The organism is Rhizobium sp. BK098, from assembly GCF_014193155.1.
Taxonomy (GTDB): Bacteria; Pseudomonadota; Alphaproteobacteria; order Rhizobiales; family Rhizobiaceae; genus Rhizobium.
The window spans coordinates 282,424-299,671 of the sequence record NZ_JACHYY010000005.1 but is presented as its reverse complement, the minus strand read 5'-3'; the positions used below and the strand labels follow the sequence as shown (position 1 = coordinate 299,671).

Below are 17,248 nucleotides of genomic sequence, written 5' to 3'. Positions count from 1 at the left end.
ACGTCAGGGCCGTATCTGTCCGGTGCCGCGAACGCGATATTTGAAGGAGGTGAGCTGCTCGACGCCGACAGGCCCGCGCGCATGCATCTTGCCGGTGGCGATGCCGATTTCCGCGCCCATGCCGAATTCGCCGCCATCGGCAAATTGCGTCGAGGCATTGTGCAACAGGATCGCCGAATCGATCTCCGTGAAGAAGCGCTCGACGATAGCGGGGTCCTCGGCAATCACGGCTTCGGTGTGGTTCGACGAATATTTACCGATATGCTCGATTGCGCCGGAAATGCCATCGACCAAGGCCACCGAGATGATCGCGGCCAGATATTCCGTTGTCCAGTCTTCTTCCGTTGCTGCCTTCAGGCCGGGTGCAAGCTTCAGCACATCGGCCGAAGCGCGAATTTCGCAGCCTGCCGCGGCAAGTCCGTCGAGCAGTGGCTTCAGATGGGTGGAAGCGACCTTCTTGTCGACGAGCAGCGTTTCGGCAGCGCCGCAGATGCCCGTGCGTCGCATCTTGGCGTTGACGACGATGGATTTCGCCATCTCCAGATTGGCCGAGGCATCGATATAGATGTGGCAAAGGCCTTCAAGATGGGCAAAGACCGGCACGCGCGCTTCGGTCTGGACGCGGGCAACGAGGCTCTTGCCGCCGCGCGGCACGATAACGTCGATATTGCCTTCGAGGCCGCGCAGCATGGCGCCGACGGCGGCGCGATCGCTGACAGGTACGAGCTGGATGGCATGTTCCGGCAGGCCTGCCGCCTTCAACCCTTCGACCAGGCATTCATGAATCGCCTGCGAGGAGCGGCGCGAATCGCTGCCGCAACGCAGGATCACGGCATTGCCGGCCTTGAGGCACAGCGCGCCGGCGTCGGCCGTCACGTTCGGTCTGCTTTCGAAGATAACGCCGATGACGCCAAGCGGCGTGCGGACGCGCTCGATCTTCAGGCCGTTCGGGCGGTCCCAGGCAGCGATGACTTCGCCGACGGGATCGGCGAGGGCAGCGATGGCGCGAATGCCCTCGGCCATCTCGGCGACGCGCTTGTCGTTCAACGTCAGGCGATCGACGAAGGAGGCAAGCATATCGGTGCCTTCGACGTCTTTCAGGTCTTTGGCGTTTTCAGCGAGGATATGATCCTTGCGGGCCAGAATGGCATCCGCCATGGCATTCAACGCCTTGTTCTTGCTCTCGGTCGAAGCAAAGGCCAGAGGTCGCGACGCAGCCCGGGCCTTGCGGCCGATATCGTTCATCAGCGCGTCGATGTCGGGGCTTTGTGCGACTGTATCAAGCATGAGCTTCATCCTTCTTCGATTTCTCGGCCTTCGTCTTGACGGATGACGTCATGACAAGGTCGTCGCGATGCACCATGGCGGCGCGGCCGGCATAGCCGAGGATTGCCTCGATCTCAGCCGATTTGCGACCGGTGATCTGGCGGGCCTCTTCGGCATCGTAGCTGACAAGGCCGCGGGCGATCTCCCGGCCGGAGGGGCCGATGACGGCGACTGTGTCACCGCGACCGAAATGGCCCACGACGCGGCGCACACCGGCAGGCAGCAGGCTCTTGCCGGCGCCAAGGGCGGTCACGGCGCCATCGTCGACATGCAATTCGCCCGCCGGCTGCAGCTGCCCGGCAATCCAGGTCTTGCGGGCAGTAACGGGCGTACCCGATGGCGCAAACCAGGAGGAGCGGGCGCCGCTTTCGATTGAGTTCAGCGGCCGGTCGGTCTTGCCGGACGCAATAATCATAGCGCAGCCGGCGCCGGTTGCGATCTTGCCGGCATCGATCTTGGTGCGCATGCCGCCACGCGACAGCTCGGAAGCGGCACCACCGGCCATAGCTTCGATCTCGGGCGTGATTTCGGCGATCGTATCGAGGAATTTCGCTTGGGGGTCGAGATGCGGCGGGGCTGTATAGAGTCCGTCGATATCCGACAGCAGCACCAGCAGATCGGCGCCGGTCATGGTTGCGACGCGGGCCGCGAGGCGGTCATTGTCGCCATAGCGGATTTCGCTGGTCGCGACCGTATCGTTCTCGTTGATGATCGGCACAGCGCCGATCTTCAGGAGCTGGTTGATGGTGGCGCGGGCGTTGAGGTAACGGCGGCGCTCTTCGGTATCGCCGAGCGTCAGCAGGATCTGGCCGGCGACGATATTGTCATGCGACAGGCTTTCCGACCAGGCGCGGGCCAGCGAGATCTGGCCGACGGCCGCCGCCGCCTGGCTTTCTTCCAGCTTCAGCGCACCGGAGGGCAGGTCGAGCACGGAGCGCCCAAGCGCGATTGCGCCCGAGGAGACGACCAGGATATCGATGCCCTTGGCCTTCAGTGCGGCGATATCGGCGCACATGCCGTCGAGCCAGGATTTCTTCAAGCCGGTCTTGCGATCGACCAGGAGAGCGGAGCCGATCTTGATGACGATGCGGCGGTAGCGGTCGAGCGGCCTGCGGGCAGTCATCCCTGATGATCCCCGTCTTCGCTATGCTCATCGTCGGAAAGCGGCATGTCGCGATGCCGCACTTTCGGCGACTTTGCCGGCTTGTCCGCTTCGCCGGCATTGGCTTCGACGATCACGTCGCGCAGCGCGCGCAGCACTTCCGTCATGCCGCGGCCGGTGACGGCGGAAATCTGGAAGGGCGTTTTGCCACAGGCCCGTGCTAGTTCGCGCGTCTTCTTCTTTAGCGTTTCTTCGTCGACCACGTCGATCTGCGAGAGAGCGACGATTTCAGGCTTGTCTGGGATGCTGTTGCCGTAAGCTTCGAGCTCGTGCTTCACGGTCTTGTAGGCCTTGCCGACCTTTTCCTCTTGGGCGGAAACCAGATGCAGCAGCACGCGGGTGCGCTCGACATGGCCGAGGAAGCGGTCGCCGATGCCGACGCCTTCATGGGCGCCCTCGATCAGGCCGGGAATGTCGGCGAGAATGAATTCCTGCCCATCGATGGTGGCGACGCCGAGATTGGGGTGCAGCGTCGTGAACGGATAGTTGGCGATCTTCGGCCGGGCGCGGCTGACCGCTGCAAGAAAGGTCGACTTACCTGCATTCGGCAGGCCGACGAGACCGGCGTCGGCGATCAGCTTCAGCCGCAACCAGATGGTCTTTTCTTCGCCCGGCAGGCCGGGATTGGCCCAATCGGGCGCCTGATTGACCGAGGATTTGAAATAGGCGTTGCCGAAGCCGCCATTGCCGCCAGCGGCAAGGCGGAAACGCTGGCCTTCCTGCGTGATGTCGCAGATCAGGGTTTCGCCATCTTCCTCGAAGATCTGCGTGCCGACAGGCACCCTCAGCGTCACGTCTTCGCCCTTGGCGCCGGCGCGGTTCTTGCCCATGCCGTGCGTGCCGATCGTGGCCTTGAAATGCTGCTGGTAGCGGAAGTCGATCAGGGTATTGAGGCCGTTGACGGCCTCAACCCAGACATCGCCGCCGCGACCGCCGTCGCCGCCATCGGGGCCGCCGAATTCGATGAACTTCTCGCGGCGGAAGGAGACGCTCCCCGCGCCGCCGTCGCCTGACTTGATATAGACCTTTGCTTCGTCGAGAAATTTCATCTTACGTCCGTCACCCGGTGTCGGCGCACATCCCTTTGGATCGAATGGGATTCACAAAAGCCTATGCGCTCTTTTCAATGTCTGCCGCTCCTTCTGCATCCAAAAGACACGTCCGGCGGCGTTTGCCCGTCATGTCGCCTTCGATATAGGCGCTTCGGGCTGAGGTCAAAGAATATCGTGCGGTTCCAGTGCCATAAAGAGGCGGAACCGCATGATTGGTATGACGGCCATCGCCGAACGGGCCGGCGATGGCCAATTTTCAGAATCTTAAACCGCCTGCGAGAGCCGCAGCGCGCCCGGCTTCAGCACGGTTTCGATATGCGGAACCATGGTGTTGCGGGCAAAGCTGTAGATCTCCGAGCAACCGGTGATCTCGAAGCCGAGCTTCTGCTGCAGCTTCAAGGATGCCGGATTGTCGGCGAAGGCGCCGGAATGAACGGCGACTTCGGGCATGCGGCGGGCAAAACGTTCGAGCGCAGCCTTGACCGCTTCGGTCATGATGCCTTGCCGCCAGTAGAAGCGGTTCAGCCAATAACCGAGGTGCCAGCGGCCGTGGCGAAGCTCGATGCCGACGCAGCCGATGTGGGCATCATCCCGCTCGGTGATGGCGAGCTCCCAATCGACACCGAGGCCGGAGGTGTGCTCGACCAGCCAGTCGAGCGCATCCTGCCGGTCATAGGGCGCGGGAGCGCGGGCCAGCATGCGGGTGACGGCGAAATCCGAAAGCGATTCCGCAATCATATCGGCATCGCTGAGCCGGTGCGGGCGCAGCGTCAGTCGGCCGGTCTGGATGACCGGCGTCGGTCCCGGCATCAGGATGCCGGCATCGCGGCGGGTGAGGGCGAGAGCGTTCATCTCATGCCTCCCCAGCTGCGCAGCGAGATCCAGGTCTTGCGGTCAAGCCTGTACCATTCGACCGGAACTGTGCTGCCGAGTGCCAGCGATGCGGCAAGGCCGGATCCCTGGAACTGGAAGCCGCACTTCTGGACGACCCGCCTCGATGCGACGTTCGTCACCCGGCAGCGGGCATCGATCTGCGCCACGTTCTCACGCGTGCGGAAGACCATGTCGATGAGGGCATGGGCCGCTTCCGTGGTATAGCCTTGGTTCCAGTGGGGCTCGCCCAGCCAGTACCCGATCTCGACCGTGTTCGGATCGCCCGTGGGTTCCACCCCGCAGCAACCGAGAAAGGCGCCGTTGTCGGCTTTGGTAATCGCATAGACGCACTTGCCAATCTCGCCAAGCTTCGTGCGTCGCACGAAATCGGCGGCATCATTGGTCGTATACGGGTGCGGCATACGCGATACCATAGTGGCGACGTTGGCGTTGTTGGCGAGATGGGCAAGGGCGTCGATGTCTTCTTCGTGGGGCGCGCGCAGAACGAGCCTTTCCGACAATAAGACGGGGCAATCGGTCCTTAACCTGTCCGGCCTCAGCCGTTCTTCGGGAGACCTTGATTGGTCTTCCCTTAACAATTCGCCTTGCATGGTTCAGTCCTCCTTGGTTGAGGGTAAAGAAAAAGGGGAGATGGCGCCCCATCTCCCCTGTTTTCTGGACTGAACCTGATGCGCTCAGCCGGGTCGATGAGACGCCGGCTGTTTTAGAGCGCTACCGGCTTATTCCGCTGCTTCCGCTTTCGGCATTACAGACACGTACACGCGGCCATTGGCCTTCGTACGGTAGTTCACGTTGCCCGCCGTAAGCGCAAAAATCGTGTGATCCTTGCCGAGGCCAACGTTGGAACCCGGGTGCCACTGCGTGCCGCGCTGACGCACGATAATGTTGCCTGCGATGACGGCTTCGCCGCCGAACTTCTTCACGCCAAGGCGCTTGGATTCGGAATCGCGACCGTTGCGCGAGGAACCGCCAGCTTTTTTGTGTGCCATTGGAGTTCTCCTTTAAACCTTGATCCCGTTACTTACTTGGCAGCCACGATGTCCGTGATGCGGACGACCGTGTGATGCTGGCGATGGCCGCGCGAACGCTTCGAGTTCTGACGACGGCGCTTCTTGAAGGCGATGACCTTCTTGCCGCGGTTGTGCTCGACCACTTCGGCCTTGACGGAAGCGCCCTTGACGAAGGGAGCACCAATCGCAGCGTCGGCGCCTTCGCCGATAACGAGGACTTCGGTGAATTCTACGGTGCCGCCGGCGGTGACTTCGAGCTTCTCGATGGTCAGCACGTCGTTGGCTGCCACACGGTACTGCTTACCGCCGGTCTTGATGACTGCGAACATTTTTTATCCTTTCATGTTCGTTCCGGCTCTCTCGCCATGGGGCGAGCGGCCGTCTTTTTATCAGTCGAAACTTAGCAGGGATTCCAAAGGCTTGAGCCTTCAAAAAGTTCTGCCGGTGAAACCCTGCGGGAAGCAGGGCGGGCAAGGCGCGGACTTATCCACACCTATTGCGTCGCACGGGATATATAAGCGCCCCTGATCTGTCAAGGCAAAAGGATGAAAAGCTTTCACATTCGCCCTTGCCATCCCCCTCGTCTGTCGCTATGAGACAGCCCGCGCCAAACAAGCGCCGACCAGCATAACCGGAGAGGTGGCAGAGTGGTCGAATGCACCGCACTCGAAATGCGGCATACCTGCAAGGGTATCGTGGGTTCAAATCCCACCCTCTCCGCCATATTGGGCCTTCAAGCCAATATCAAGCTAGCAGATTCGCTGGCAATCAGCTCAAAAGCCTCAACCCTCCGGAAACCGATAGGCCACGTCCGCAAAAGACCCTGTCGGAAACACGTAGAAGAATTTCAAATTGGCGGATGATTCGTTGCGGATGCCGTGTTCGGCGTTGCCGGGGATGAAGACGGTCGTGCCAGGTTTGACCGTGGTTTCCTGGCCGTCGATCCGCACGATGCCGGTTCCCTCGAAGATGAAGTAGATTTCCGATGGGTTGTGGCGATGGGGTTTAAGCTCGCCGCCGGGTGCCAGTTCGGCGATGCCGGCGCTCATGCTGTCGGTGGGGGTGATATCGCTGCTGAGCAGAGTGTGCCAGGAGATCGAGCCATGGACGGGATCGTTCCATCCGTCGCGCGGGCGCTCTTCGGCTGTGGTGATAACGGCTTGCGATCGTTCTGTCATTTCGCCTCAAAACGCTGGGTGAGCAACCATATCGGACGGTGTCACAAGCGCAGAGAATGTCAATCGGGCTATATTGCTGCGGATCCGCGGTCGCGATGCCGGCGCAGGGAGGTTGGCGAAAAAGTTAGCCGGCGAAAATCTTGCAAGCCGTTAGTTGAGTTTATACGGCAGCTCGCTTGCCTCGATGCGGGAGCGAGAGGAAGAGAAGCGGGATCAGCGTCAAAGGCGTGTCTCGGAGATTTAGGGCTGGTGTGTCTGCCTTCGAGCAACAGTTCGATCACGACCGAACTATTTCAGGTGTCATGTCGGCTACACTGGAACTCTCAAAGGAGACTTGCGATGTTGACCAACACGGCCAAATTCAACGCCGCTGAGAGCGATCACGACCACATCGAAATCAAGCCCAACGTGCTTTATGTCGGCACTCCCGTCGTGCTGATTACGAGCCTCAATCCTGATGGCACGACGAATATCTCGCCGATGTCTTCGGTTTGGGCTCTATATGATCGTGTCGTTCTGGGCCTGACATCGACCAGCAAGGGGTGGGAAAATCTCCTGCGCGAGCGTCAACTGGTGCTGAATTTTCCGTCACCGGAGCTGTGGCCGAAGGTTGAGGCGATCGCGCCGACCACGGGCCGCGACCCCGTTCCCCCACACAAGGAAAAGATCGGCTATCGTTTCGAGCCCCATAAATTCGATGTGGCCGGCTTCACGCCGCAGCCAGCCGACCTCGTGCGGCCTCTGCGCATCGCCGAATGTCCGATTCAGTTCGAGGCGGAGGTGGTGGCGGCGCATCCTCCAGGCGAGGAATGGCCCCCGGAGCACGCCGAGGCGTTCTCCATTATCGAGGCGAAGGTTCTTCGCGTTCACGCACACAAGGATATCGTCGTCGCTGGCACCAATCATATCGATACCAGCAGATGGAGCCCTCTGTTTTACGTGTTTCGACATTATTTCGGCACCGGGCCGGATCTCGGCCGCACTTTTAAGGCCGAGAGATGATGCATTCTCCGGCGGAGGAGGCGGTCTGTGCTGTCACAGAGCTAATTTTGCCGGCTTCGGCCCCGCCTATCAGCAGCTCCAGACCGGCTTCGAACAATGCATCATGGCCGTTGGCGCGGTAGAGCGCCAAGGCTTTGGCCAGGTTCGGATGGCTTTCGGCGGCGACATCAAGCGCCGCCCGATCCTCGGAACCGGCCATATCGGCCTGCTCCTCTAGCGCGCATCCTACCACATAGCGGCTGATCGCGATCTGCAGCTCCAGCGCCTTTCCCGGATCGAAGCAGGAGGCATGAAAAGGAAGCGGGCGGTTAGGCAGCTATATGGCAGCACCATGGTCTAAGATGACCGGCGCAGCCGTTCGGGTGTGATCAGTTGACGGAATCGTCCGGATCGGGGTCCTTGACCTTGGTGAAGAGGCTCTTCAGCGCACTGGTCTTCGCCTTCGCCGCCTTGTTGGCCTTGATCGCCCGCGTGGCGGCCTTGGCCTGTTCCAGCATCATCTCGATCTGGATCTGCTGGATTTCGGTCAGACGCTCCCATTGGCGATTGAGGAGGTGGTCGACCTTTTCATGCAGGTGGCGGATTTCCAGTTCGGCCTTCAGATTGACCTTGTAGTCGTTGAGGGCGCGCAGGCGATCCTTCTCTTCCTGGCGGCGCTGGCTCATCATGATGATCGGCGCCTGGAGTGCTGCGATGGTCGACAGAACCAAGTTCAGCAGGATGAACGGATAGGCGTCGAAGGCCTGCTTTTCGCCCATGATGAGATTGATCATCATCCAGACGGCGAGAAACAGGCAGAAGGAGATGATGAAGGTCCAACTGCCGCCGAAGGACGCGACGCCATCCGCCATGCGGTCGCCGATCGAGCGGTGGTCTTCGTAATCCTCTTCGATGTTTTCGGCCAGCGTATCATGCGTCTTCAAGCTTTCCACGACCTCGTCCTCGAGGGTGGAAAGCTCGCCGCGCTCGACCGTCAGCAACTCGGCGATATATTGGGCGCGATAATCGTCCATGACCTTGCGGCTGATATAGTCGTCGGCGCGAAGCTCCGGGTGCTTCAGCCGCATGAAATCCGCCAGCGAGGGGCGGAGGTCATCGACATGGACGGCATCTTTTTTCTTGAGCACCTGACCGGTGATGGCGTCGATCAGCTTGACGGACTTGGCCTTCGCCTGCGCGAGACTTTTGGTATAATCGTCCATCTCCACAACGGTCGGGCTTTCGCCCTCGCCCGCGTCGAAATCGACGATACCTTCCGCCGGCTCAAAGGTCTTCGTTTCTGTCATCTAAGGTGCCTTCTTTGACGTTTTCTCGCTCATTTAGCCAATAATGCGAACAGGAATATGACTGTTAGAAGACAGGAGATATTGCGACCGATAAAGGCCGCTATCTCCCATCTGCAACTTTACTCTTCCATTTGCTCCTAGCAAAATTATAGCGCCATTATCCTAAGCAACGGCAAACACCGTGCGCCGTCCTTGGATCCGTTGCGCCGATTTTGCCGGAACCTCTAAAAACAACCGTTCCGCGCGATTTCTTAAACGTTTTCAAAAGCGTTACGTGTTTCTGCAGGAATTTCTACCGATTCAATCAGGTTTTGATTTTTCACCCCTTGACCGGGGCCGGCCGACTTCTATTTGCCGCAGTGCAACAGACATTCGTGAGAGCGAATAAATGTTAAGGTTTCAATGAATTATCGGCAGCGGGTTGGGGGCCTGTTGTCGCGGATCTTTTAAATGAGTGGAAAGGATCGCTATGCACAATCCCCCGGCAGAGGACTTGGAGTCCATCGCCCGGCAGGGCGGCCGCTTCAAGCGTATGGCTGTCAGGATACCGACTTACCTGACCGATCTCAAAGAGAATCCAGCCTGGCTGCCTATGTTCCTATTGGCCAGAACCCTGCCGTTTCGGCGCATCCATTGGCTGGCCACCAGGCAGCCCGTCAGGATTCCGGTTTCCGGCACCTCGATGTTTGCCGGCGCCGATCGCAGCGCCATCGTCAACGCCCTGCGGACCGATGGCATCTATCCAAGCCTGATGCTGCCGGACCATATTCATCGGGAAATCGCCGAATTCGCCACCCACACTGCCTGCTTCGGCAATTTCAACAGAAAGCTCGAATTTGTCGCAAGCCAACATAAGGAAGCGGAGGGTCGTTTCGGACGGCCGCTTCTGAGCGGACACTTCTTCGAGCGCTCGCTCGATTGCGAGGCTGTCATGGCGGTCCAGCGCGATCCGCTGCTGATCGATGTCGCCCGCCAATATCTCGGCGGGCAGGCCAAGGTAATCACCACCCGCATCTGGTGGAGCTTCCCGACCCAGGCGTCCGAGGCCGACAGAAGCCTCGCCTCGCTCGACAAATACCACTTCGATCTCGATGATTGGCGGATGCTGAAGTTCTTCTTCAATCTCGTCGATGTCGATGAGGGCACTGGTCCGCATGTCTTTGTCAAGGGAAGCCACAAGCGCCGCCGGGTTCGTCATCAGCTAACCTTGCTTGTCGGGCATCCGGCCAACGAAGTGCTCGATTATTATGGGCAGGCGAACGCGCTGACACTGACCGGCAAAGCCGGCACCGGCTTCGTCGAAGATCCCTTCGGTTTCCATATGGGCACAGTGCCGACGCAGAAGCCGCGGCTGATGATGGAGGTGGGCTTCGGCGTCTCGAAGCCGTCGCGCCGCCGTTTCCACGGCGAACCCGTCCTGCGCTAGCGCAAGCCCGCGAAGTCCGCTGCGGTTTTGCAACAACGACAGGCGCAACATCGAAATGCGCATCTAGCTGGCATCATGGAGCGCCATTTATAATTGGCGCTCCCGTCCGACCGATCTCAGGCCGAGCGGCTGAACCGCTTGGCGATCAGGTGGTCGAGCGCGATGCGCCCCGGCCCGCCCGCGATGATTACCAGAAAGCACGTTGCCCATGTGCCATGCGTTGGCCACGCATCGGGATAGACGAAGATCTCGATGACCAGGGTCATGCCGAGCAGCGCCAGTGCCGACAGCCGGCTTGCCAATCCGATGACGAGCAGGAACGGGAAGAAATGCTCGCTGAAGGCGGCAATATGCGCGGCGATCCAGGGATCGACCAGCGGTAATTTATACTCCGTCTGGAAGAGATAGACGGCATTGTCGGTGACATGCCAGCCATCCACCTTGGTTTGGCCGGATTGCCAGAAGACGGCGGCGATCGACAAACGCGCAATGAGCGCGATCAGGTCATGCGGGATACGGTCGAGAAGCTTTAGGCCACTATAAAGTCTTTGGGGCACGGTTTCGCGTTCGGCCGGAGCGGCCGTCATCATCCGGTTCTGCATGTCGGTTCTCCTTTGCGTTCAGCGAATGGCCATGAAAGCGCCTGCCGTGAACGCACCGGCAAGATTGGCGGAAAGATCGAAATTGGCGGCTTCGGCGAGAGCCCTCTCATAGGCTTCGCCAAGGGCGGCGCCCGAAAACAGCTCTTCCAGAAAGGTGGCGCCACCCGGCGGCAGGCGATGCACCTCGACGATCATCTGCGGGCGGATGACGAGAGCATCCTCGCCCGTCCAATCGCTGATATCTGCAAGCTCGATTTCGCCGGTGTTCATCGCCCATATGGTGACGGCCGGATAGGTGGAACGCGCGACCGAGGCAGAGGGGTGCGGCAGGAAAGTCAGCTCCGCCAGGCCTGCCGGCTCGATGGTCGCTACGAGTGCTGCGTCGAGCGGTACGGCATCCGCCGCATGATAGGCCCGACCCCGAAGTGCCTCCAATCGCATGACATCGGGCAGATAGGGGATTTCCCGTGTCGGTTCGAAACTCTCGACGAAATCGGGGAAATCATCGCCGTAGGCAAGTAGCAGCGGCGAGCGCGGCGGATGCAGGCGGATGAACTCATGCGCCATGGCGGCGAAGAATTCCTTACCGACGATCCTTTCCGCTGCCGGAAAGCGCGAGGCGAGCGCGCCGATCAGGCCGATGGCGACATTGTTGCGATAGACGCCGAAACGCCGTGCCGGCTGTGGGCCATTCCAGGCCGTCAATCCATCAGGCACCGCGAGATCGGGGTCGATAAGCGCTGCGGCGAATTTCCTTTGCGAGGCGAGAGACATCGATCCCTCCTCAGGCTGCCCGGCGTGCGGCGGCGCGCTTCAGGATGGCGTCGGCTGCTTCGGCCTCGGCCCTCAAAACTGGCCATTCCGGCACGTCGTTATCCCACTCGACCAGGCTGGCCACTGGTCCGATCCGGCCGATCAGATCCGCGTAAAGCGCCCAGACTGGATCTTTCACCGGCGTATCGTGGCTGTCGATCAAAAGCGGCGCGCCGGCATCGTCGATGGTCTCCGAATGGCCGCTCAGATGGATCTCGCGCACCCATTGCACGGGGAAGCGCTTGAGATAGGCGCTTGCATCCATCTGGTGATTGGTGGCGGCGACGAAGACATTGTTGACGTCGAGCAGCAGGCCGCAGCCCGTGCGCCGGGCGACTTCGGCCAGAAATTCCGTTTCCTCGATCGTGCTCTCTTCGAAGAGCAGGTAGGTAGCCGGATTCTCCAGCAGCATCTGGCGACCGAGGATTGTCTGCACCTGAACGATATGGGCGCAGACCTGCGCGAGCGTCGCTTCGGTATAGGGCAGGGGCAGGAGATCGTTGAGAAAGGTCGTGTCGTGGGTCGACCAGGCGAGATGTTCCGAAAAGCTTTCAGGCTCGTAGCGATCGCAGACGATTTTCAGACGCGCAAGATGCTCCTTGTCCAGCGGTTGCATCGAGCCGATGGAAAGGCCGACGCCATGGACGGACAAGGCATAATCCTGGCGCAGCCTTCCGAGCTGGGCATGCGGGGGACCGCCGGCACCCATATAGTTTTCGGCATGGACTTCGAAGAAGCCGATCGGCTGCGCGGCGCCATTGATCGCGGCAAAATGCTCCGGCTTGAAGCCGACCCCGGCGCGGCGGGGAAGTTCTGACGGTTTCATTGCAGGCCTCCGGGTGAGAGTAATTCCAGCAAAGTTACGAAGCGGTTTGCGTTCGGAAGGGGGGCGGCGCTTGTGAAAGGCTGCGCCGCCCACGTGTTTACGCTGTCTTGTCAGACCGGCGCCGGACCCTGCGCCAGAGTGCCGTGGCCGTTCGGCGTCTTGATCGTCTCGCAGGTTCCGGCGGGAACCAGCTTCCACGAGTTGCGCTGATAGTCGACCTTCGACGTGCCGGCGCAGGTCGTGCCGGCGCCGGCGGCGCAATCGTTCTGGCCCTTGAGGGCGACGCCGTAGCATTTTTCCTTGGCATCGGCGGCAGATGCTGTCGTTACGCCGGCAACCAGCGTCACCGCCGTTGCGACCGATGCGGCCAGCGCGAGTGCGGACATCTTGCTCATGACAAACTCCTTACGAGAGATGATTGACGATCAATCCGGTTTCGGATCAGGCCGGGGTCAGCGAGCCGTGGCCCTTCGGGGTCTTCATCGAGGTGCAGGTGCCTGTAGGAACGAGCTTGAAGGACATCTTGTCGTAGCTCATCGTCGACTTGCCGGCGCAATCATGCTTGCCGGCGGCGCAATCGTTCTGGCCCTTGAGGGCGACGCCATAGCATTTTTCCTTGGTATCGGCGGCCGAAGCCGGGGCGGCGACGGATGCAAGTGCCGAGGCGATCGAGCCAGCAATGGCCAGGGTGAGGATGCTGTTCTTCATGGATCTGTCTCCTAGATGGATGCGAGCCGTCATTGGCTTGCATCGAGGTCTACGGAGCGTCTGGAGCGGATGTTACAGCCGCATCGGAATTTTTTTCGAGATGGTGTCATTTATATTGTGCCGGCTATCTGCTGCGGCGGGCAATAGCCGAGCAGGTGCGGCGGTGAGGCTGGCATGTGCATGGGTAGCGGACGCATCCGGCGGAGAATCTGTCGCGGAGACGAAAGGGCTTGAAAAATAGTTGCCGTTGCCGGTAACGAAAGCTTGCGGTCCCGCGTAGAGGAGATGTCGGATGAATCATTCGGCGCGCGAAGAGGAATGGGCAGTCTGGATGCGCGCCGCCATCAGCGGCGATGCGCAGGCCTATCACCGTTTCCTCACCGCTGTGACGCCGCATCTGCGCGCCATGGCGCGCCGGCGCTGCGACCAGCTGGGTGCGCCGGTAAGCGAGGCCGAGGATGTGGTTCAGGAAGTGCTGCTGGCCATCCATCTGAAGCGCGGCACATGGGATTCATCCCGCCCGATCGGACCTTGGCTGTCGACGATCGTGCGCAACAAGCTGATCGACAGCCTGAGAAGGCGCGGGCGACATATGAGCGTACCGATCGACGACGTGATCGATTTCCTGCGGGCGGAAGAGCACACCGACGCCTTGGACCGGTTCGATGTCGATCGTATGCTGGAGCTGTTGAAAGATCCGCAGAAGACAATCGTGCGCTCGATTTCCGTCGAGGGAACAAGTGTGCGGGAAACGGCGGACCGGCTGAAGATGACGGAAGGGGCGGTGCGCGTGGCGCTGCACCGCGCGTTGAAGATGCTTGCGGCTTTGTATCGGAGTGAGACCAGTGAAAACCGATGACCTCATCAATCTCTTGGCGCAGGACGCGCCGGTCCGCATGCGGATCGGCAAGGTCCTGGCCCTGGCGGTCGTCGGGGGTATCCTGATCAGCGGCGGTATCTTCTTCGCCATGATCGGCTTTCGAGCCGATATCGATACAGCCATGGAGACCGTCCGTTTCCTGTTCAAATTCGTCGTGACCATCGCGCTTGCCGCAACGGCCTGCGCTGTCGTCTTTCGCATCGGGCGGCCGGGCGCATCGCTGCGCCTGTGGAGCTGGACGCTGCTCTTGGCGCCCATACTGCTGCTTGCCGCCGCGGCCATCGAAATGGCCGTCATGCCGGCCGACAGCTGGAGTGCGCGGATGATCGGGCACAACGCCCGTTTCTGCCTGACGCTCATCCCGCTTTTGTCGATCGGCCCGCTCGCCTGCTTCCTGTTCGCCCTGCGCCAGGGCGCACCGGAAAAGCCGGGTGCCGCTGGCGCCGTCGCCGGCCTTGCCGCCAGCGGCATCGCCGCGACCTTTTATGCCTCCAACTGCACGGACGACAGCCCGCTTTTCGTCTTGCTCTGGTACCCGATCGCGATCGCCATGGTGACCGCTGTCGGATATGTCCTCGGCAAGCGCCTGTTGCGCTGGTGAGACGAACGGACGCGTGACGTCGAAACTGGCAAAATCCCCCGTCGGGCAGCCGACTTCGGCCATTGGGCAGCGTGGCTTGGAAAGTCTGCTAGCAGCAGGCGGATTCGTGACCTATCATGGCGGTCCAGAGTGACTTTCAAAAAATCGCGTTTCCGCGCGTTAAAGTGTTTGCATCCGCGGCAAATTCGATTATAGAGGCCCTGCTTTCCCCGCAGGGGCAGTTTACAGCCCGGCGGCTGTTGGGAAATAGTTCAATGGTAGAACAGCGGACTCTGACTCCGTTAATCTTGGTTCGAATCCAGGTTTCCCAGCCAATATCAAGCTTCCTGAATTTTATGAGCATTTTTGGTTTGTCTCGGTGCTTGAGGCGGATATCCGTCTTCCGATGATTGAGATCTTTTCGAAGGGGATAGGCCTCCTTGTCATAAGATTGATTTGTCTTGGATTATGTCGACAATTTAGCTGTGTGCCTAAAATGGAAAAGGCTTTAGATGACGATATTGGTTTCGGGTGGGGCTGGTTTTATCGGCGGGAACTTTGTCCTGGACTGGCTTGAGCGACACGACGAGACGGTCGTTAACCTCGACAAGCTGACCTATGCCGGCAATCTGGATACGCTGAAGGGTTTGAAGGGCGATGATCGTCATGTGTTCGTGCATGGCGACATTGGCGATCGCGAGCTGGTGAGCGATTTGCTGTCGCTTCATAGGCCGCGTGCGGTCATCAATTTCGCAGCCGAAAGCCATGTCGACCGGTCTATTCACGGTCCCGGCGATTTCATCCAGACGAATATTGTCGGGACCTTCAATCTGCTGGAAGCCGTGCGCGGCTATTGGGATGGCTTGCCGGACGACGAGAAGCAAGGCTTCCGCTTTCTGCATGTCTCGACGGATGAGGTCTACGGCACGCTGTCGAAGGATGAGGCGCCGTTCAATGAGCTCAACCGCTATGAGCCGAACAGCCCCTATTCGGCGAGCAAGGCGGCCTCCGATCATCTTGTGCGGGCCTGGCACCATACTTATGGCCTGCCTGTCTTGACGACGAACTGCAGCAACAATTACGGACCTTACCATTTTCCGGAAAAGCTGATCCCGCTGGTGATCCTGAACGCGCTTTCGGGAAAGAACCTGCCGATCTATGGTGATGGCCAGCAGATTCGCGACTGGCTGTACGTCCGGGATCATTGCAGCGCCATTCGCCGCGTCCTGGAAGCCGGCAGGCTCGGCGAGACCTATAATGTCGGTGGCTGGAACGAGAAACCCAATCTCGATGTCGTGCATACGATCTGCGCCATCCTCGATGAGCTCAGGCCGAAGGCTGATGGCGGTCGCTACGGCGATCAGATCACCTTCGTGAAGGATCGGCCCGGTCATGATCGTCGTTATGCGATCGATGCCCGCAAGCTCGAGCGTGAACTCGGCTGGAAGCCCGCGGAAACCTTCGAGACCGGCATTCGCAAGACGATCGCATGGTATCTCGAAAACCAGGACTGGGTCCGTAACGTCACTAGTGGTGCCTATCGTGAATGGGTCGGCAAGCAGTACGAGGCCCAGTTGTGAGCGCCATTCTGGTCACCGGCGCCAATGGGCAGGTTGGTTTCGAGCTGCAGCGTTCGCTCGGCACCCTGGGGAATGTCGTTGCCCTGACGCGTGCGGACATGGATCTGGCTAGCGAAGCAGGCATCCTTGCCGCTCTTCGTGAGCACAAGCCACATATCATCGTCAATCCGGCTGCTTATACGGCGGTGGATCGGGCCGAGAGCGATAAAGAGCTGGCGATGGCGGTCAATGCTACCGCTCCGGGGATACTGGCGCGCTGGGCGGCGGACAATGGTGCCTTGCTCATCCATTACTCCACAGACTATGTCTTCGACGGCACGAAAGCCGATCCCTATCGAGAGGATGATGCTGTCAATCCGCAGTCCGTCTACGGCGAAAGCAAGTGGCGGGGCGAAGAGGCGGTGCGCGCCTCCGGTGCACATCATGCCATTTTGCGCACCAGCTGGGTCTATGGTCATCACGGCAGCAATTTCCTGAAGACCATTCTTCGGCTGGCCGGTGAAAGAAGTGCACTGAACATCGTTGCCGACCAGGTTGGTGCGCCGACCTCGGCGGCCTTGATTGCCGATGTCACACGCACGGTGATCGAGCGCATCATGGCCTCGCGAGCTCCAGGCGACCTCTCGGGAACCTATCATCTCACGGCACAGGGCAGCACTTCCTGGTATGGTTATGCCGCGCATATCGTTCGCGAGGCATTGGCAGCAAACGTTAGGCTTGCGCTGTCTCTCGAGGCGCTGAAGCCTATATCGACAGCTGAATATCCGACCCCTGCCAAGCGCCCGGCCAATTCGCGGCTGGATTGTCGAAAGCTGACGGATCGCTTCGATATTGCGCTTCCTCTCTGGCAGGAGGGCGTCGATGACGTCCTGGCAAGATTGCGGGCTGTGGGGAATTGAAAACCGTATTTTTGCCGATGATTT

At 60.1% G+C, this 17,248-nt stretch carries 21 protein-coding genes and 2 tRNA genes; 8 read left to right on the top strand and 15 right to left on the bottom strand.

What is annotated here, in order from left to right; all coding sequences use genetic code 11:
* Positions 1-3 precede the first annotated feature (3 nt).
* The 7 genes from FHT73_RS15835 to rplU form a co-directional block, all read right to left on the bottom strand.
* Positions 4-1,287, bottom strand: coding sequence for a glutamate-5-semialdehyde dehydrogenase (locus FHT73_RS15835; RefSeq protein WP_112420364.1), 1,284 nt, complete (start codon positions 1,285-1,287; stop codon positions 4-6).
* Positions 1,280-2,449 (bottom strand): glutamate 5-kinase, encoded by a 1,170-nt coding sequence (gene proB / locus FHT73_RS15830; protein ID WP_183712848.1) that lies wholly within the window; start codon positions 2,447-2,449, stop codon positions 1,280-1,282. The genes FHT73_RS15835 and proB overlap by 8 nt, the downstream gene beginning before the upstream one ends.
* The gene (gene obgE / locus FHT73_RS15825; protein ID WP_183712845.1) at positions 2,446-3,537 is read right to left on the bottom strand and encodes a GTPase ObgE; all 1,092 of its coding nucleotides are present in this window, start codon (positions 3,535-3,537) and stop codon (positions 2,446-2,448) included. The genes proB and obgE overlap by 4 nt, the downstream gene beginning before the upstream one ends.
* Positions 3,538-3,804: 267 nt before the next feature.
* Positions 3,805-4,392: a GNAT family N-acetyltransferase gene (locus tag FHT73_RS15820; RefSeq protein ID WP_183712842.1), complete on the bottom strand. Its 588-nt coding sequence runs from the start codon at positions 4,390-4,392 to the stop codon at positions 3,805-3,807.
* Positions 4,389-5,024 (bottom strand): GNAT family protein, encoded by a 636-nt coding sequence (locus FHT73_RS15815; RefSeq protein WP_112338652.1) that lies wholly within the window; start codon positions 5,022-5,024, stop codon positions 4,389-4,391. Before FHT73_RS15815 ends, FHT73_RS15820 begins: the two co-directional genes overlap by 4 nt.
* A gap of 129 nt (positions 5,025-5,153) precedes the next feature.
* Positions 5,154-5,423 (bottom strand): 50S ribosomal protein L27, encoded by a 270-nt coding sequence (gene rpmA / locus FHT73_RS15810; RefSeq protein WP_004127267.1) that lies wholly within the window; start codon positions 5,421-5,423, stop codon positions 5,154-5,156.
* Positions 5,424-5,455: 32 nt separating this feature from the next.
* A complete protein-coding gene (gene rplU, locus FHT73_RS15805; protein ID WP_004127263.1) occupies positions 5,456-5,773 on the bottom strand; it encodes a 50S ribosomal protein L21 in 318 nt (105 codons plus the stop codon).
* Positions 5,774-6,077: 304 nt separating this feature from the next.
* Here rplU and FHT73_RS15800 point away from each other — a divergent pair.
* Positions 6,078-6,167 (top strand) — tRNA-Ser (locus FHT73_RS15800).
* 59 nt (positions 6,168-6,226) lie between these two features.
* On the opposite strand, the gene FHT73_RS15795 is transcribed toward FHT73_RS15800, so the two are convergent.
* Positions 6,227-6,622 carry a cupin domain-containing protein gene (locus FHT73_RS15795; RefSeq protein WP_112606872.1) on the bottom strand — a complete coding sequence of 132 codons (396 nt, stop codon included), beginning with the start codon at positions 6,620-6,622 and terminating at the stop codon, positions 6,227-6,229.
* 339 nt (positions 6,623-6,961) lie between these two features.
* On the opposite strand from FHT73_RS15795, the gene FHT73_RS15790 reads away from it, so the two are divergent.
* Complete coding sequence (locus FHT73_RS15790) at positions 6,962-7,624, top strand: flavin reductase family protein (RefSeq protein WP_183712839.1); 663 nt, start codon at positions 6,962-6,964, stop codon at positions 7,622-7,624.
* On the opposite strand, the gene FHT73_RS15785 is transcribed toward FHT73_RS15790, so the two are convergent.
* Together FHT73_RS15785 and FHT73_RS15780 are read right to left on the bottom strand one after the other, a co-directional pair.
* On the bottom strand, positions 7,608-7,886 hold the full coding sequence (locus tag FHT73_RS15785) for a TetR/AcrR family transcriptional regulator C-terminal domain-containing protein (protein WP_281409871.1): 279 nt from the start codon (positions 7,884-7,886) through the stop codon (positions 7,608-7,610). The genes FHT73_RS15790 and FHT73_RS15785 overlap by 17 nt on opposite strands.
* Before the next feature lie 106 nt (positions 7,887-7,992).
* On the bottom strand, positions 7,993-8,910 hold the full coding sequence (locus FHT73_RS15780; protein WP_183712836.1) for a DUF1003 domain-containing protein: 918 nt from the start codon (positions 8,908-8,910) through the stop codon (positions 7,993-7,995).
* Positions 8,911-9,379: 469 nt separating this feature from the next.
* Between FHT73_RS15780 and FHT73_RS15775 the strand changes: the two genes are divergently transcribed.
* A complete protein-coding gene (locus FHT73_RS15775) occupies positions 9,380-10,336 on the top strand; it encodes a phytanoyl-CoA dioxygenase family protein (RefSeq protein WP_183712833.1) in 957 nt (318 codons plus the stop codon).
* A gap of 116 nt (positions 10,337-10,452) precedes the next feature.
* Here the strand turns inward: FHT73_RS15775 and FHT73_RS15770 are convergent, their stop codons facing one another.
* The 5 genes from FHT73_RS15770 to FHT73_RS15750 form a co-directional block, all read right to left on the bottom strand.
* A complete protein-coding gene (locus FHT73_RS15770; protein WP_183712830.1) occupies positions 10,453-10,938 on the bottom strand; it encodes a DoxX family protein in 486 nt (161 codons plus the stop codon).
* An 18-nt stretch (positions 10,939-10,956) separates the two neighbouring features.
* Positions 10,957-11,712, bottom strand: a complete 756-nt coding sequence (locus FHT73_RS15765; protein WP_183712827.1) for a DNA-binding domain-containing protein — start codon at positions 11,710-11,712, stop codon at positions 10,957-10,959.
* 10 nt (positions 11,713-11,722) lie between these two features.
* Positions 11,723-12,577 (bottom strand): DUF692 domain-containing protein, encoded by an 855-nt coding sequence (locus tag FHT73_RS15760; protein ID WP_183712824.1) that lies wholly within the window; start codon positions 12,575-12,577, stop codon positions 11,723-11,725.
* A gap of 110 nt (positions 12,578-12,687) precedes the next feature.
* Positions 12,688-12,972 (bottom strand): DUF2282 domain-containing protein, encoded by a 285-nt coding sequence (locus tag FHT73_RS15755; RefSeq protein WP_112339618.1) that lies wholly within the window; start codon positions 12,970-12,972, stop codon positions 12,688-12,690.
* A 46-nt stretch (positions 12,973-13,018) separates the two neighbouring features.
* On the bottom strand, positions 13,019-13,285 hold the full coding sequence (locus FHT73_RS15750; protein WP_112339617.1) for a DUF2282 domain-containing protein: 267 nt from the start codon (positions 13,283-13,285) through the stop codon (positions 13,019-13,021).
* Between the two features lie 292 nt (positions 13,286-13,577).
* Here FHT73_RS15750 and FHT73_RS15745 point away from each other — a divergent pair, with 292 nt between their 5' ends.
* The 5 genes from FHT73_RS15745 to rfbD all read left to right on the top strand — a co-directional run bounded on the left by FHT73_RS15745 (position 13,578) and on the right by rfbD (position 17,224).
* Positions 13,578-14,144 carry a sigma-70 family RNA polymerase sigma factor gene (locus FHT73_RS15745; RefSeq protein ID WP_183712821.1) on the top strand — a complete coding sequence of 189 codons (567 nt, stop codon included), beginning with the start codon at positions 13,578-13,580 and terminating at the stop codon, positions 14,142-14,144.
* The gene (locus FHT73_RS15740; protein ID WP_183712819.1) at positions 14,131-14,766 is read left to right on the top strand and encodes an NrsF family protein; all 636 of its coding nucleotides are present in this window, start codon (positions 14,131-14,133) and stop codon (positions 14,764-14,766) included. Before FHT73_RS15745 ends, FHT73_RS15740 begins: the two co-directional genes overlap by 14 nt.
* A gap of 240 nt (positions 14,767-15,006) precedes the next feature.
* Positions 15,007-15,080 (top strand) — tRNA-Gln (locus FHT73_RS15735).
* A 177-nt stretch (positions 15,081-15,257) separates the two neighbouring features.
* Complete coding sequence (gene rfbB, locus FHT73_RS15730) at positions 15,258-16,325, top strand: dTDP-glucose 4,6-dehydratase (RefSeq protein WP_183712816.1); 1,068 nt, start codon at positions 15,258-15,260, stop codon at positions 16,323-16,325.
* Positions 16,322-17,224 (top strand): dTDP-4-dehydrorhamnose reductase, encoded by a 903-nt coding sequence (rfbD, locus tag FHT73_RS15725; protein ID WP_183712813.1) that lies wholly within the window; start codon positions 16,322-16,324, stop codon positions 17,222-17,224. The genes rfbB and rfbD overlap by 4 nt, the downstream gene beginning before the upstream one ends.
* Positions 17,225-17,248: the final 24 nt, after the last annotated feature.